The following is a 14,765-nucleotide window of genomic DNA, read 5'->3' on the forward strand; positions in this document are numbered from 1 at the left end:
CTGGAATTCGGCGATGACCGGTCCACCGCGCATCCGCCCGGCAGCCGGATCACGGCGAAGTGCCGTCCGATCCGGCTCATCCGCTAACGGACGCGGGGCAGCCCCAGCGGCAGGAGATCCCACAGGGCATCCAGCAGCGCGTCCCACCCCGTCGCCAGCGCCCACCACGCGCCCGCAGCGAGCATGACACCCAACAGCAGCGTCAGCACGGTCAGCTTCGCCAGGGCGCGCCCCGGGGACCGCTCGGGGCTCCGGAAAGCCATCATGACGCCAGCCAACCAAACAGACAGGCGGCACACCAGTCCTTGCGGCTACGCACACATGGCAGTCCAGACACGCAACCCCGCGGAGCCGGCTGAGAGCTCCGGCTGTGGATGGTCTGGCCGGTTCCGCCGCGCTTCTGGGACGATCTCGGTGATCCGTTCCCGCCGAGCGAAGGGGCCCTGCGTGACCACCGGACAGCCGCCGACATCCGACCTGCGCGAGTACTACCGGCGGCTGATGAACGACACGCAGTGGCTCAGTGCGGGCATGTGCTGGACGGCGGTGGTCCCCGACGACGGGCGAGCGCTCACCCTGGACGAGGTCGCCGCCCGGCTCGCCGGGAACACGCCCTACCGGCTGCACGAGCCGACGCCGCTGGACGCCGTCGGGCCGCCCGAACGCGACGCCTACCCCGTGCTCGTCGACTGGTACGGCGCGACCACCGTGCTCTTCGAGTGGGACTACCTCGGGACGGAGCCCGTCGTGCTCCGGCGGCTCAGTGCGGGAGCGCGCGTCTACAGCGCCTGGTGGAACGTCAACGCCAACAATCGGCTGAGCTTCGCGGCCGGAGGCGAGCACCTCCTGGCGATCGACGGGATGTTCCCCGGGCAGAAGGAACACCACGCCCACCTGGCCCGGTGGCCCGAACTGCAGGCGATGACGGACTTCTTCGCCGACCCCCCGCCCGAGGACCTCGACGAGGACGAAGATGACGACGACCTCGGTGACCGCGCCGACTACGACTGGCAGGCCGCCTTCCTCGCGGTCATCGACCGCACCACCGGGGCGCGGCTGACCGGCGAGTGGCTGGAGCGGCCGCACCCCTGCGTGACGGTCCGCGTGCCCGACGTGACCCGCTGACTTCTCAGCGGTCCGCACGCCCGATGCGATCCGCTGACTCCTCAGCGGTCGGCGCGCGGGCTGCATGCGCGGGAAGCGACCTTCTCAACCCCTCGTGCGCGCCGGGCACGCCCTGTCTGCGAAGACCCCGAAGGGAGCGTCTTCCGGGACGCCCTCTCTCTTCGAGAGGTGGCCATGCGCTCACGGACCTACCTGCACGGCCTTCTGGTGTCGACGATCTTCACCGAGGGGCTCGACGCTAAAGGTCGAGCGTCAACGCGCGGTGATCGGACACCTCGGGTGCGGCCGCGATCTCGAATCGCCGGACGGCGGTGGGCTCGGAGACGAGCAGGTAGCTCGCATGCCGTACGGGCTTGGGATAGCGGGAGGTTCTGGTGTCGGCGTCCTGGACCAGATCGGTGAGGCCGAGCTTGGCGAGGATCTGGAGCGTCTCGCTGTCGGGCAGCACGTTGAAGTCGCCGCACACCACGGTCAGGTCGCCGTTCTCGCGCACGCCGGTGATGAGGCCGGCGAGCCTTTCGGCCTGTGCGCGGCGAGCCGGAGTATCGGTTTTCCCGCGTGCGTCACGCAGGCCGTGGAGGTTGACGACGGTGACGAACCGCTGCGCCCGGCGGTCGAAGACGCGTACGGCCAGAGCGGCGCGGGGGCGGTCGTCGGCCGGCCAGTGATCGCGGTGTTCGGCGTAGTCGCCGTGTACGAACGCGGATCGCATGCCGACGATGGGAAGCGTCTCGGCGACGAAGGTGGCGAGCCCGAAGTCCTGCCGGTGTGAACCGCGTTCGCGGTCCTGGACCGGCCCGGAGTCGCTCGCGGTGAACAGGTCGTGGTGGCGGGGAAGGCGCGACCGTACATCACCCAGGAGGTCCGCTCGTTGCGGCAGCGACCGCTCGGCGTCGTCGAATCGTGTCCAGCCGCGGGCGGTCGGCGTGTGCGTCACCTCCTGCAGGCACAGGACGTCGGCGTCGCAGTCGTCGAGCCAGGGGGCGAGCTCGCTGAACATCGCGCCGCCCCAAGCGTTGAGGGAGATGATCCGCACGATCACAAACCTAGACCAAGCCGACTCCTCCCGGCCGGCACGGCAAGGATCTTGCTCCGAGAGGGTTCACCCTCAATTAGATAGTGCTACTATCCATTAATAGATAACGTCACTATCCAAAGGAGGGTGAGTCCTGTGACCGTGATCGTCCTCGTCGCCGCCACGCTGTGCTTCCGCCTGCTGGGCGCGGCACTCGGCCTGGCCCGCTTCGCCACCTGGCGGGTAAGCGCCGCGCACGGCCTGGCCGTCATGCTCGTGATGACGGCCGGCGCCCACTTCGTCCCGTCGGATGTGGCCTTCATGCCGAACCACGCCGACATGGTGGCGATGGTTCCGCCGTTCGTCCCGTTCCCCGCCCTCGTGGTCTACCTGACCGGCCTCCTGGAACTGGCCGGTGCGGTGGGCCTCGTGATCCCGGCCACCCGGCGGGCGGCCGGGATCTGCCTGGCGCTGCTGTTCGTGCTCATGCTCCCGGCCAACATCCACGCCGCCCTGGCCGGGGTGACCCTGGCGGGGGAGGCGGCGACGCCGCTGTGGCAGCGCATCCCCGAGCAGGTCCTCTACATCGGCGTCGCGCTCTGGGGGGCGGGCGCCGTCGGGGGACGCGAGGGCCGTACGGCTTCCGCGGGCCGTACGGGCGCGGGAAGCGGGAGCGGGCGGCCGCGGGCGGAGCCGGAGCGGACGTAGGCCGGGTCAGGCGTCAGGGGCGCCGGGCGCGGAGCCGGCGCCGCCCTGCCCCGAGGAGGCTCCTCCGCAGGCGGCGGACAGGCGGCGGGCGAAGGCGGAGCAGGCCTCCCGGAACTCCGGGGGCTCGATGATGGAGAAGTCGGCGTCCAGGAAGACGAGGCTGAGGACGAGCCACTCCCAGGAGTCGAGCCAGACGGTGACCCGGGTCTCCTGGTCGTCGACGCGCTGGATCCGGGCGTCCTGGTACTTCAACGCGTCGGCGACCTCGTGCGGCTTCGCCCTCACGGTGAGCCGGACGCGGCGGCGGTCCGCGTTCAGGCCCTGCCGGAGGTACGACAGGGCCGTGTCGGCCGGCAGTTCGCGGGAGGGGCCGCGGGCGTCGGTGCGTACGGCGTCGGTGACGCGGTCGACGCGGAACACCCGCCAGTCGTCCCTGCCCAGGTCCCAGCCCAGCAGGTACCAGCGCAGATGCAGGTGGACCTGCCGGTGCGGCTCCACCCGCCGCCGGCTCGTCCTCCCCTGCCGGTCCGTGTAGTCGAACGCCACGACCTCCCGGCGGGCGATCGCCTCGGCGAGGCCGGCCAGGACCTCCGCGTTCACACCGGGTGCGAGTTGCTGCCCCGTCTCCAGGCTGGTGCGCAGCGCGGCCGCGCGCGGGCGGAGCCTCGCCGGGAGGAACTGGTCGAGTTTGCCGTAGGCGCGGGTGGCCGCGTCGTCGAGGGCCCCGTCCTGTCCGGAGCGCGCGGAGGCGAGAGTGGCGAGACCGAGCAGCGTCGCGACCGCCTCGTCGTCGTCGAGGACGAGCGGAGGCAGCGTCCGGCCCGCCACGAGCCGGTAGTAGCCGCCGGGCCCCGGCTGCGTCTCGACGGGGTAGCCGTAGCCCCGGAGCCGTTCGATGTCGCGGCGGACGGTCCGGGGACTCACGGCCAGCCGGGAGGCCAGTTCCTCCCCGCTGAACGGCCGACCCGTCTGCAGGGTCGACAGCAGGGCCAGCATGCGTCCGGTCACGTCGGCCATGACCTCATCATGCATAGAATTGCGGTCAATATCCGGCCACATCTAGCCATACTGTCGGAAGCATGGTGAAGCGCAGCATCTCCATCAGAGGCGCCCGTACGAACAACCTCCGCGACCTGGATGCGGAGATCCCGCGGAACCGCCTCGTCGTCTTCGCGGGCCTGTCGGGCTCGGGCAAGTCGTCGCTGGTCTTCGACACGATCGCGGCGGAGGCGGGTTACCAGCTCAACGACACCTTTCCTCCGTTCACGAGGAACCGGCTCCCGAAGTGGACGCGCCCCGACGTGGAGCACATCGACGGGCTCTCCCCGGTGGTGGTGATCGGCCAGCGGCGCATCGGCGGCAACGCGCGCTCCACGGTCGGCACGATCACCGACACCTGGACCTACCTGCGGCTGCTGTTCTCGCGACTCGGTGAACCCCACGTGGGCGAGTCGAACCGCTTCTCGTTCAACGACCCGGCCGGGATGTGCCCGACGTGCTCGGGGCTCGGTGAGGTCGTCTCCCCCGCCGTCGACCGGTTCCTCGACCTGGACAAGTCGCTCCGGCAGGGCGCGATCCGCCTGCCGGGCTTCGGCGAAGGGGGTTACTGGTACGCGCAGTACGCCGACATCGGCACCTTCAGCCCGGACACGCCGCTGCGGGACTGGAGCCGGGACGAGCGGAACGCCCTGCTCCACGGCGGAGAGGCGGCGGCGCGGCTGGGGCGGAGGCCGCCCAGGGACTACGAGGGGGTCGTCGAGCGATTCGAGCGGATATATCTGCACACCTCGGACAACATGTCCGAGCGCAAGCAGGAGACGATCCGCCGGTTCACCCGGTCCGAGGTCTGCCCCGACTGCGGCGGGGACCGGCTCAACGAGCAGTCCCGCTCCGTCACCGTCCTGGGCCGCACGATCGGCGAGATGTCCCGCATGGAGATCGCCGAACTCGCCGGACTCGTCCGGGGCGTCGACGCGCCGCAGGTCGCCCCCGTCGTGGCCGCGCTGGTCTCCAGGCTCGACGCCATGGACGCCATCGGGCTGGGCTACCTCGCCCTGGCCCGCGCGACCACGACGCTGTCGGGCGGCGAGTCCCAGCGCGTCAAGATCGTGAAGCACCTCGGCTCCAGCCTCACCGAGATGATCTACGTGTTCGACGAGCCCACGGTCGGGCTCCACCCCACCGACGTCGAGTCCGTGACGAGACTGCTCGGGCGGCTGCGCGACAGCGGCAACAGCGTCCTCGTCGTCGAGCACGACCCCGCCGTGATGGCGGTCGCCGACCAGATCATCGAGATCGGTCCCGGCGCCGGAGCCGACGGAGGCCGGCTCGTCTTCCAGGGCACCTTCGAGGAGCTCCGGCAGGCCGGCACGCACACCGGCCGCGCGCTCTCCCGGGGCCGTCCCCGCGGGAAGGCCCCGCGTACGGCCGGGCGGACGATCAGGATCGCCGGAGCGACCCGCAACAACCTGCGGAACGTCACCGTGGACGTCCCCGTCGGCGTGATGACCGCCCTCACCGGCGTCGCGGGCTCCGGGAAGTCCAGCCTCGCCGCCGAGCTGGTCGAGCAGCACGACGTCACCGTCATCGACCAGAGGCCCGTCGGCACCAACCGCCGGTCCACCCCCGTCACCTACACCGGCATCGCTCCGGCCGTCCGCAGGCTGTTCGCCCGGCACAACGGCGTCCCCGCCGCCCTGTTCAGCGCGAACTCGGAAGGGGCCTGCCCCGGATGCGACGGTCTCGGGATCGTCTACACCGACCTGGCCTTCATGGACGGCCAGGAGGCCGTCTGCGAGGTGTGCCGCGGGCGGCGCTTCGTTCCCGAGGTGCTCGCCCACACCGTCGACGGCCTGTCCATCGCCGACGTCGACGCCCTCTCCGTCGACCAGGCCGTGCGCCGGCTGCCGGACGAGGCCGTCGTCAAGGCCCTCCGGCACCTGTCGGAGGTCGGTCTCGGCTACCTCCGGCTGGGCCAGTCGCTCACCACGCTCTCGGGAGGGGAGTGCCAGCGCCTCAAAATCGCCAGGGAACTGCGCGACAGCGAGCAGCCCGCGGTCTACCTGCTCGACGAGCCCACGACGGGCCTGCATCCCGGCGACATCGACACCCTGCTCCATGTGCTGGACACGCTCACCGGGCAGGGGCACACCGTCGTGGTGATCGAGCACGACCTGGACGTCGTCCGGCACGCCGACTGGTTGGTCGATCTGGGGCCGGGAGCGGGAAGGCACGGCGGGACGGTCCTCTACGAGGGGCCCGTCTCGGACTACGGGCAGGACGCCGGCACGCCGACGGCTCGGGCGCTCGCGGCCCGCGCCCGGACGGGCCGGGGCCGGGACGGGGACGTCCCCGCGCCCGCCGGGCCGTCATCCGCGCGCTGACCGTCCGCGGCGGGCGGCCGGGTTCAGGGAGTGCCCGCCCGGTCGGGACGGCTCGCCTGGAGGGACTCGATGCAGCGGCCCAGCAGGGCGATCAGCGTCTCCCTCTCCTCCGCGCTGAACTCGGCGGCGAGCCCCCGCTCGACCCGCACCGCACGGGTGTCCCCGTCGGCCAGCACCCGTTCGCCCTTCTCGGTGAGCCGGGTCTCCAGGATGTTCTTGTGCCACTCGTGCGGAGTGCGCTCGATGAGGCCGTTCTCCTGGAGGTTCTTGAGCACGGTGTTCATGGTCGGCGGGGTGACGGCGCACGCGCGGGCGAGCGCGGCGGCCGAGATGCCGGGACTCTGCGACAGGTGCAGCAGCGCCGCGTACTGCGACACCGTCAGGTGAGCCGGCTTCAGTGCGGCGTGCTTGGCCGCGCTGAGCGCCTGCTCGGCGCGCTTGAGGTGGGAGCCCAGGCGCTCCGGTAGCGGCATCGAGGTCATCCCTGCATGGTAACGGCCCGGAAGGTTCGTATGTTGACATGCATTAGAGCTCTAATTATTGTTCGTGCACAGGTTAAGAGTAGATATTTAATGTAGATGAGTGTACGAACGGAGAAGTATCGTGTACCGCCTCCGCCGGTCCGTCGCCGCCGCGACCGCGGCCCTCGCCGCCACCCTGTCCTGCGTCCCGGCCGCCCAGGCGGCGCCGGCCGCCGTGACCACCGTGCCCGCCGCGGCCGGTTCGTCCGCGCCGGCCGCCCTCGGGACGCACCCCCGGATCTCCACGGCGTACGAACTGCCGGGGGACCGGGTCTACCCCGAGGGCATCGCCGCCGACCCGCGCACCGGCGACCTCTACGCCGGATCCTTCGCCGACGGCACGGTCTTCAGGATGACGCCGGGACGGCGCACGGCCCAGGTCTTCCTGCCGGCGGGCGCGGACGGCCGCCGCACCGCCAACGGCCTGAAGGTGGACCGGCTCGGACGGCTCTGGGTGACCGACTCCACCACCGGGGTCTCCGTGTACGACACGCGCAGCCGCCGCCTGCTGGCCCGTTTCGAGGTCCCGGGGCACGACGCGCGCTTCGTCAACGACCTCGCCATCACCCCCGACGGCAGCGCCTACCTGACCGACAGCGTCCGGGCCGTGGTCTACCGCGTCACCCCCGAGCAACTGGCCGGGGCGGGCGGCGAACCCGTCGCGCTCACGCCCCGCTTCGACCTGGGCGGCGTCCTCGACGCGCACGCGCCCGGCGCGTTCACCCTGAACGGGATCGTCGCCGACCGGTCCGGACGCCACCTGCTGACCGTGGACATGACCGGCGGCGATCTCTACCGCCTCGACCCCGCCTCGGGAGAGGTCCGCCGGGTCGCCCTGCGCGGCGGCGACATGCTCCACGCCGACGGCCTGGAGCTGCAGGACGGCAGGCTCTGGGTCGTCCACAACACCGACGACGCCATCAGCCGGTGGCGGGTCTCCGGGGACGGCTCCTCGGCCCGGATGGAGCGGCGGGTGACCGACGAGGCGCTGCAGCTCCCGACGACGCTGGTGCGCTCCCGCGGGACGCTCTACGTGGTCCGCTCGCAGTTCGACAAGGGCGGCCCGCTGGGAGAGGGCACCCCGCAGCGGCCGTTCACCGTCGCCGCCGTGCGCGGTCTCTGAGCCGCTCCGCCCGCGGGCGGAGCCCGGCTCCGTCCGGCGGGATCAGGGCCGGTCGCGGTTCAGCACGACGTAGCCGTCGCGCTCGAAGACGACCCGGTACCCGTTCCGCTTCAGGAGGCCGACGCGGGCCACCTGCTCGTCGCGGGTCGTGAAGGGGAAGGTCTTCCTTCCGGTGTCCGCCACCACCCACGGGGCCCAGCGGGGCTCGCGGTCCCACAGCAGCACGCGCGTGCGCGAGGTGAGCGCGGGCCCGACGTAGTTGGCCGCCTCGACCAGCGCGCCGTCCGGCACGGCCGCCGCGGCCTCGGTGGCCGCGGGTGCCCGATGGCCCGCGGGAGTGATCCTCCCGTAGGCGAAGAACGGCAGTGCCGCGACGGCGACGGCCACGAGGGCGGTGGCCGCCGGGACCCTCAGGCGGGCGGGCGCCGTACGCCGTATCCCGTCGGCGGCGGCGCAGAAGAGCACCACCGCGAGAAACGCGTTGTAGTGGTACTCGGTCCCCCACCAGTTCGGAAAGGAGCTCGCCAGCATCCGCGCGGCCAGCAGCGGCACCGCGATGAGCACCATCGGCGACAGCAGGCACAGGAACAGGACCATCGCGCCCAGCAGGAGCATCGTGGTCAGCTTCTCCGGAGGGGTGCCGAGCAGCGCGAGCGCGTCCAGCGGGCTGCTCAGCAGGTGCCCCGCGGCCGACGGCAGGTCGGCTCCCAGCGCGCCGTAGGCCCAGTAGTAGTCCTCCCGCCCGCCGAACGCCGGGATGAGGACCCTGCTCGTCACGATGACGGCGCCCAGGCCGGCGGCCACCAGCGCCGGCCCGGCCTTCCACCGCCGGGTGGCGAGCAGGAAGATCCCGTAACCGGCGACGACCAGCCCCATGTCCTCCTTGACGCACAGCAGCAGCGCGCCGGCGAGGACGGCCTGCCCGGTCCGCCCGGCGTCGTGGCGCTCGATCATCCACGCGGTGAGCACGGGCGCGAAGGCCACCTCGTGGAAGTCGAAGACGACGGCCTCGGCCACGGGCCACGAGAGCGCGTAGGCGACCGCCGTCAGGTGCGCGGCCGCCGTCCCCAGCCGCCGCCGGACGAACAGCCACAGCGGAGGCACGGCCGCCGCCATCAGCGCGCCCTGGAGGACGAGCAGGGTCTCGGGTCCGTCGTGCAGCCAGTAGAAGGGCGCCAGCAGCGCCAGGATCGGCGACCAGTGGTCCCCCAGGACCGGGAACTCCCACCCGAAGCCGTTGTGCACCCCCTTGGCGATCGAGACGGGAAGCCCGAAGCGCGAGTAGGAGCGGACGGCCTGGTCGAAGATGACGAGGTCGTAGGTCCCCAGGTGGAACGTGCGCAGGCGGATCAGGCTCACGGCCGAGTAGAGGACCGCGGCCGATGCGGTGATCACGCCCACGGTGAGCGCCGCCCGGTCGCCGCGGGGGAGCAGGCGGGTCGTCGCCGACCGGATCGTGCTTCTCACAGCAGGCCAGCGTAACCGCTCCCGGCGGCGGCCGGTCGCCGGTCCGCCGCCGGTTCCGCCGCGGCCGCCAGGTCCGGGTACGGCCCGCCGCCGCGGTGCCCGTGCCGGTCAGAGGCGTTCCTGGCGGGGCAGGACCACCTCGCGCAGGATGAGCAGGACCGCGGCGGCGATCGGGATCCCGAGCAGCGCGCCGATCACGCCGAGCAGCGCACCGCCCAGGAGCGCGCCCACGACCGTGGCCAGCGGCGGGACGTCCACCGAGCTCAGCATCACCTTCGGGGCGATCAGGTAGTTCTCGACCTGCTGGTAGACGGTGAAGAAGACGATGCACACGATGCCGACCGTGGGGGAGACGAAGAACCCGACGAGCGAGGCCACGCCCGCGCCGATGAAGGCGCCGACCATCGGGATCAGGTCGGTCAGGGCCACGATCAGGGCGAGGGCCAGCGCGTACGGCACCCGCATGATGCTCAGGAAGAGGAAGGTCGTCACCCCGGCGATCAGCGAGACGATCAGGTTCCCGGCGACGTAGCCGCCGATCCGCTGGATGATCTCGTCGCCGAGCAGCCGGGTCCGGGTCCGGCGGGACCGGGGCACCAGCCGGTAGCCCATCTCCTTGATGGAGGTGAGCGAGCCGAGGAAGTAGAGGGTGAGGACGAGCACGGTCAGCGAGTTGAAGACCGCGCCGAGCAGGACCGTGCCCAGGCCGAGCACGCCGCCGAACATCTGGGTGCCGAAGTCGCCGCTGGTGACGTACTGCTGGAGCTTCTCCAGCAGCTGGAAGCGCTGGTCGAGGTCGCGGACCAGGGGATTGTCCTGCAGCTCCTGGACGTAGCGGGGGACGTTCTCCACGAACTCGGTGAACTGCGTGGTCAGCGGGGGCACGACCGCAAGCCCGAAGACGACGAAGAGCGCGATGACGCCGAGGAAGACCACGGTGATCGCGAGCAGGCGCGACAGGTTGCGCCGCTGGAGGGCTTCGACGGCCGGGTTCAGGCCGACGGCGAGGAAGAGCGAGACCACGATCAGGAGGAGCACCGAGCCCGCGCTCGCGACGGCCTGCACCAGCCACCAGGCGGTGAGCACGCCCAGGGCCGCGGTGAAGCCGAAGACGAACGGGCTGCCCCGCATCGACCGGCCGGGACGTCCGAAGGGCCCGTCGGCGATGGTCGTGTCGAAGGAGGCGTCCGCGGGGTCGCGCAGGGGGGCCGACGGAGCCGGGGCGGGCCCCGTCTCACCCGGGGAGGGCAGGGGGCCGGCCGAGGTGAGGATCGGCTCCGCGGCCGGGGCGAGGACCTGCCCGGTGGCCGGGACGGTCTCGACGGCGGGGGGCGGCGCGGCCGCCGGAGGTTCCGCTGCGGAGGTCTCCTGGGGCCCCGGCGCCGGCGGTCCGCCGGGGGAGGTGGGTTCGGGCACGATCGTTCACTGCCCTTATCTTGGGGGAAATAGTCGGATAATGGAGGAATCGCGACGTCGGCGGCGGCCCGCACCGGTCAGCCCATGCTGACGTACCGGCGGGGGCGCAGGGCGTGGCCGCGCAGGGCCGCCAGGGCGGCGGAGCGCCCCGCGGCGGTGAGCTCACCGCCCGAGCGGAGGTCGAAGGCGTCCAGCCGGAGGGCCAGCTCGGCCAGGGAGGCCTCGAGGTCGGGCCGGCGCCACTCCTCGCAGCCGATCACGGCGATCACGCTCTCGCTGTCGGCGGGACGGCCGTCGGCCAGCAGCATGAGCGCCACCTCCCGGGCGGAGGCCCCGAGGTCGTGCTCCCGGGCCACCGGGGCCAGCAGTGTGGCCGTGGCGGCCTCCCAGAGCAGGCCCGGGTCGCCGAGCAGGCGCCGCCCGCCGGCGGTGGCCGCCAGCGCCGGGCCGGTCCGGTGCAGCGCCTCCATCTCCTGCGCGGCGGCCAGGGCCGCGTCCAGCTCGGCGTCGCTCCAGCGGCCGTCCGACAGCACCGCCAGCACCGGGCGGACCGGGTCTCCCTCCGGGGTCAGCGGGATCCCGGAGGGTGCCGTGCCCAGCCGGAGCAGCCGCCGCAGCACCTCCAGGCAGTCGCCGTCCGGGACGGGGATCGGGGCGTGCAGGCGGACCTCGAACGGCTGGGCCAGCTCGCGCCAGGCCGTGCCCCGGCCCAGCACCCAGCGGTTCAGCCGCTCGCCCTGGACCCGGTGGAGCCAGTTGTCCCCGCCCAGTTCGGCGCGGGGCGTGGTGAGCCAGCGGCGGGTCAGCGCCGCCCGGTCGGCCGCGGCCCCGGGGGCGAGCCCACCGGAGACGATGGCGAGCTCCAGCGCGGCCGAGCAGGCGCCGTGCGCGCCCAGCTCCTCCGGACCCATGATGGAGCTCCAGCGCAGCTCCGGCACGTCGGGCGGGAGCACCCCGGTGGCGTCCAGGGCCGCCTGGTAGGCGGCCAGGCCCGCGTCCTCGCCGGAGCGGGCGTAGGTGCGCAGGATCTGCGCCGTCATGGGAGCGGCGCAGAGCGCGGCGTAGCGCTCCAGGCCGCCGCGCAGGAGCAGCCGCCCCAGCGCCCGGGCGATCGCGGGGCGGTCGCCGCTCACCTTGGTGGGCAGCGTGTACCAGAGGAACTCGCACACGTTGAGCTCGGTGATGGTCTCCAGCGGCTCGCCGCCGGTGAGCCACTCGATCGCGCTCCGGGCGTACTCGGCGTAGTCGGGTTCGGACCGCTCCATCTCGACCAGGAGCGCAGCCACGTCCGGTGCAGGCATGCTTCGCAGTCTGCCGTATGCCGGCCTGCCCTGACGATGAACGTGACGTAGTGGATCGCGCACGTCGCCTACCCTACGAAATCAGCTCTAAGCGGCTCGTATGCGAACGGTCAGATCCAGCCCTTCTTGAAGAGCATGCGCGCATGCCAGTCCGTGTACGGGATGCTCTCCGCGGTGAGCACCGGGTGGAGCCACCAGAAGTTGACCAGCGCCAGGAGCATGAAGGCCCCCGTCACCCCCGCCCCGATCAGCCGCCGCCGCGGCGAGGCGTCCGCCGGGCCGATGATCAGCCCGGCGGCGAGCACGATCGCCAGGATCATGAACGGGATCAGGGGCATCGTGTAGAACAGGAACATCGTCCGGTCGTGCGCGATCGCGTAGTAGAGCCAGGGCAGCCAGCCCGCGGCGTAGGCCAGCAGCACGGCCCCGGCCCGCCAGTCGCGGGTGGCCACGTACCAGGCGATCATCGCGATGAGCGCGGCGAGCGCGCCGTACCAGATGACCGGGGTGCCGACCCCGAGCACCGCCTGGGAGCAGCCGTTGGCGTCCCCGCAGCCGGGTTTGACCGACTCGTAGTAGAACGCCACCGGGCGCAGCAGCAGCGGCCACTCCCACGGCTCGGACTGGTAGGCGTGCGGGGTCGACAGGTCCTCGTGGAAGTTCAGGATCTGGAAGTGGTAGGCCAGCCAGGAGCGGGCGGAGTCGAAGACGAAGAAGAACGGCCCCTGCGAGGTGGCCTGGCCCCAGTTGCGCCCCCAGCCGTTCGGCGAGGCGAACCAGCCCGCCCACGAGGCGACGTAGGTGACGGCGGGGACCAGCGCCATGGCCAGCAGCGCGGTGGGCGCGTCCTTGTTGAGGGCCCCGGTGTACGGCCTGCGCAGGCCCACGGCGCGGCGGGCGCCGGCGTCCCAGACCAGGGACATGACCGCGAAGGCGACCAGGAAGAAGATCCCGGACCACTTGACCGCGCAGGCGGCGCCCAGCATGGTCCCGGCCGCGATCCGCCACGGGCGCATGCCGAGCCAGGGGCCCTGGACGCCCGCCGGCGCCTTGACGTACCAGTCGGCGAGGCGGTCCCGTGCACGGTCGCGGTCGACCACCAGGCAGGCGAACCCGGCCAGCACGAAGAGCATCAGGAAGACGTCGAGCAGCGCCGTCCGGGAGAGCACGAAGTGCAGGCCCTCAAGGGAGAGCAGCAGGCCCGCCAGGCAGCCCAGCAGGGTGGAGCGGGTCATCCGCCGGGCCGTCCTGGCCAGGATCAGGATCGACAGCACCCCGGCCGCGGCCACGGCGAACCGCCAGCCGAAGGGGTTCATGCCGAAGAGCTGCTCACCGGCCGCGATCAGCCACTTGCCCAGCGGCGGGTGCACGACGTAGGAGGCGCACTTGTCGAGCTCCTCGGGGGCGCACTGCTGCCAGATGTTCAGGTCGCCCTGCATCAGGAGCTTGTCGGCGTCCTTGACCGTGTTGTGCTCGGCGCCGAAGGTGAGCAGCGCGAAGCCGTCCTTGGCGTAGTACGTCTCGTCGAACATGACCGCGTGCGGCTGCCCGAGGTTGACGAAGCGCAGGATCGCGCCGAACCCGGCGACCAGCAGCGGGCCGAGCCAGCCCCACAGCACGCTGCCGGGCATGGGCGGGACCAGCCGGTCGTGCACGGAGTCGGCGGGCCCGCGCGGGGACGGCTCGGGCTCCGGCTGCTCGAACGCCTGGTCAGGAAAGTCGGTCACGGCCACCGGGACATCGTACGGGCCGGGCCGCCCCTGTCACCCGGGAAACACCCCTTAACCCCTTAATTAGGGAGCTTCTCCCCGCGCCGGAGCCCGGTCCGGGATGGGGGAGGATGGGAGGGTGACGGAGAGCGGGACCGGGAACGGCAGGCTGGTGCTGGCGGGGGCGCCGATCGGGCAGGCGGGTGACGCCTCCCCGCGGCTGCGCGAGGCGCTGGAGACGGCCGACGTGGTGGCGGCCGAGGACACGCGCCGCCTGCGCCGCCTCGCCGCCGACCTGGGCGCGGAGATCGGCGGCCGGATCGTCTCCTACTACGACGCCAACGAGACCGGCCGGGCCGCCGAACTGCTGGAGGTGCTCCTGGCGGGTTACACCGTGCTGGTCATCACCGACGCGGGCATGCCCGGCGTCTCCGACCCGGGCTACCGGCTGACCCGCCTGGCCGTCGAGGCCGGGGTCACGGTCACCTCGCTGCCCGGTCCGTCCGCGGTCACCGCCGCGCTGGCGATCTCCGGGCTGCCCAGCGACCGGTTCTGCTTCGAGGGGTTCCCGCCGCGCAAGCCGGGCGAGCGGGCGCGCAGGCTGGCGGCCCTGGCCGCCGAGGAGCGCACGATGGTCTTCTTCGAGGCGCCGCACCGGCTGGCGGCGGCGCTGGCGGCGATGGCCGAGGCCTTCGGGGCCGAGCGCCCCGCGGCGGTCTGCCGGGAGCTCACCAAGACCTACGAGGAGGTACGGCGGGGCGGTCTGGGAGAGCTCGCCGAGTGGGCCGCCCCGGGCGTCAGGGGTGAGATCACCGTCGTCGTCGGCGGGCACGTCGCACAGGAGGCGGAGCCGGTCATCGAGGACCTGGTCGCCGAAGTGGAACGGCGCGCGGAGACGGGTGTGCCGCGCAAGCAGGCGATCGCGGACGTCGCCAAGATCGCGGGAATTCCCAAACGCGATCTCTATGACGCTGTCCACCGGAGCTGATTTGTCACC

General features: G+C 72.4%; 13 protein-coding genes. 5 read left to right on the top strand and 8 right to left on the bottom strand.

Annotated features, from left to right (window positions below; all coding sequences use genetic code 11):
• Positions 1 to 83: 83 nt before the first annotated feature.
• Positions 84 to 266, bottom strand: a complete 183-nt coding sequence (locus FHS22_RS09655; RefSeq protein WP_184940314.1) for a hypothetical protein — start codon at positions 264 to 266, stop codon at positions 84 to 86.
• Between the two features lie 181 nt (positions 267 to 447).
• Between FHS22_RS09655 and FHS22_RS09660 the strand changes: the two genes are divergently transcribed.
• Positions 448 to 1,125 (top strand): DUF6461 domain-containing protein, encoded by a 678-nt coding sequence (locus FHS22_RS09660; RefSeq protein ID WP_184940316.1) that lies wholly within the window; start codon positions 448 to 450, stop codon positions 1,123 to 1,125.
• A 238-nt stretch (positions 1,126 to 1,363) separates the two neighbouring features.
• Here the strand turns inward: FHS22_RS09660 and FHS22_RS09665 are convergent, their stop codons facing one another.
• Complete coding sequence (locus FHS22_RS09665; protein WP_184940317.1) at positions 1,364 to 2,161, bottom strand: endonuclease/exonuclease/phosphatase family protein; 798 nt, start codon at positions 2,159 to 2,161, stop codon at positions 1,364 to 1,366.
• A 135-nt stretch (positions 2,162 to 2,296) separates the two neighbouring features.
• On the opposite strand from FHS22_RS09665, the gene FHS22_RS09670 reads away from it, so the two are divergent.
• The gene (locus FHS22_RS09670; RefSeq protein ID WP_338047683.1) at positions 2,297 to 2,848 is read left to right on the top strand and encodes a DoxX family protein; all 552 of its coding nucleotides are present in this window, start codon (positions 2,297 to 2,299) and stop codon (positions 2,846 to 2,848) included.
• A gap of 6 nt (positions 2,849 to 2,854) precedes the next feature.
• Here FHS22_RS09670 and FHS22_RS09675 read toward each other — a convergent pair whose 3' ends face one another.
• Entirely contained in the window at positions 2,855 to 3,865 is a 1,011-nt protein-coding gene (locus FHS22_RS09675; protein ID WP_184940319.1) for a helix-turn-helix transcriptional regulator, read from the bottom strand.
• A 62-nt stretch (positions 3,866 to 3,927) separates the two neighbouring features.
• On the opposite strand from FHS22_RS09675, the gene FHS22_RS38940 reads away from it, so the two are divergent.
• Positions 3,928 to 6,231: an ATP-binding cassette domain-containing protein gene (locus tag FHS22_RS38940; RefSeq protein WP_184940321.1), complete on the top strand. Its 2,304-nt coding sequence runs from the start codon at positions 3,928 to 3,930 to the stop codon at positions 6,229 to 6,231.
• 23 nt (positions 6,232 to 6,254) lie between these two features.
• Here FHS22_RS38940 and FHS22_RS09685 read toward each other — a convergent pair whose 3' ends face one another.
• On the bottom strand, positions 6,255 to 6,713 hold the full coding sequence (locus FHS22_RS09685; protein ID WP_221473450.1) for a MarR family winged helix-turn-helix transcriptional regulator: 459 nt from the start codon (positions 6,711 to 6,713) through the stop codon (positions 6,255 to 6,257).
• A gap of 121 nt (positions 6,714 to 6,834) precedes the next feature.
• On the opposite strand from FHS22_RS09685, the gene FHS22_RS09690 reads away from it, so the two are divergent.
• Positions 6,835 to 7,875, top strand: coding sequence for an SMP-30/gluconolactonase/LRE family protein (locus tag FHS22_RS09690; protein WP_221473451.1), 1,041 nt, complete (start codon positions 6,835 to 6,837; stop codon positions 7,873 to 7,875).
• 42 nt (positions 7,876 to 7,917) lie between these two features.
• Here FHS22_RS09690 and FHS22_RS09695 read toward each other — a convergent pair whose 3' ends face one another.
• The 4 genes from FHS22_RS09695 to FHS22_RS09710 all read right to left on the bottom strand — a co-directional run bounded on the left by FHS22_RS09695 (position 7,918) and on the right by FHS22_RS09710 (position 13,690).
• Positions 7,918 to 9,342 (bottom strand): DUF2079 domain-containing protein, encoded by a 1,425-nt coding sequence (locus FHS22_RS09695; RefSeq protein WP_338047684.1) that lies wholly within the window; start codon positions 9,340 to 9,342, stop codon positions 7,918 to 7,920.
• Positions 9,343 to 9,450: 108 nt separating this feature from the next.
• The gene (locus FHS22_RS09700; protein WP_184940323.1) at positions 9,451 to 10,758 is read right to left on the bottom strand and encodes an AI-2E family transporter; all 1,308 of its coding nucleotides are present in this window, start codon (positions 10,756 to 10,758) and stop codon (positions 9,451 to 9,453) included.
• A 77-nt stretch (positions 10,759 to 10,835) separates the two neighbouring features.
• Entirely contained in the window at positions 10,836 to 12,059 is a 1,224-nt protein-coding gene (locus tag FHS22_RS09705) for a hypothetical protein (protein ID WP_184940325.1), read from the bottom strand.
• 110 nt (positions 12,060 to 12,169) lie between these two features.
• A complete protein-coding gene (locus FHS22_RS09710) occupies positions 12,170 to 13,690 on the bottom strand; it encodes a dolichyl-phosphate-mannose--protein mannosyltransferase (protein ID WP_184940742.1) in 1,521 nt (506 codons plus the stop codon).
• Positions 13,691 to 13,889: 199 nt separating this feature from the next.
• Here FHS22_RS09710 and rsmI point away from each other — a divergent pair, with 199 nt between their 5' ends.
• Positions 13,890 to 14,756, top strand: a complete 867-nt coding sequence (rsmI, locus tag FHS22_RS09715; RefSeq protein WP_184940326.1) for a 16S rRNA (cytidine(1402)-2'-O)-methyltransferase — start codon at positions 13,890 to 13,892, stop codon at positions 14,754 to 14,756.
• Positions 14,757 to 14,765 lie beyond the last annotated feature (9 nt).

Origin of the sequence: Thiemannella venezuelensis, assembly GCF_014203605.1 — a bacterium.
GTDB lineage: Bacteria > Actinomycetota > Actinomycetes > Streptosporangiales > Streptosporangiaceae > Planomonospora_A > Planomonospora_A venezuelensis.

Excerpts from the sequence above, each read along its gene's own strand:
- FHS22_RS09710 (WP_184940742.1), bottom strand. The coding sequence starts at position 13,690 with ATGCCCGGCAGCGTGCTGTGGGGCTGGCTCGGCCCGCTGCTGGTCGCC.
- FHS22_RS09655 (WP_184940314.1), bottom strand. The coding sequence starts at position 266 with ATGATGGCTTTCCGGAGCCCCGAGCGGTCCCCGGGGCGCGCCCTGGCG.
- FHS22_RS38940 (WP_184940321.1), top strand. The coding sequence starts at position 3,928 with ATGGTGAAGCGCAGCATCTCCATCAGAGGCGCCCGTACGAACAACCTC.
- FHS22_RS09675 (WP_184940319.1), bottom strand. The coding sequence starts at position 3,865 with ATGGCCGACGTGACCGGACGCATGCTGGCCCTGCTGTCGACCCTGCAG.
- rsmI (WP_184940326.1), top strand. The coding sequence starts at position 13,890 with ATGGGGGAGGATGGGAGGGTGACGGAGAGCGGGACCGGGAACGGCAGG.
- FHS22_RS09685 (WP_221473450.1), bottom strand. The coding sequence starts at position 6,713 with ATGACCTCGATGCCGCTACCGGAGCGCCTGGGCTCCCACCTCAAGCGC.
- FHS22_RS09705 (WP_184940325.1), bottom strand. The coding sequence starts at position 12,059 with ATGCCTGCACCGGACGTGGCTGCGCTCCTGGTCGAGATGGAGCGGTCC.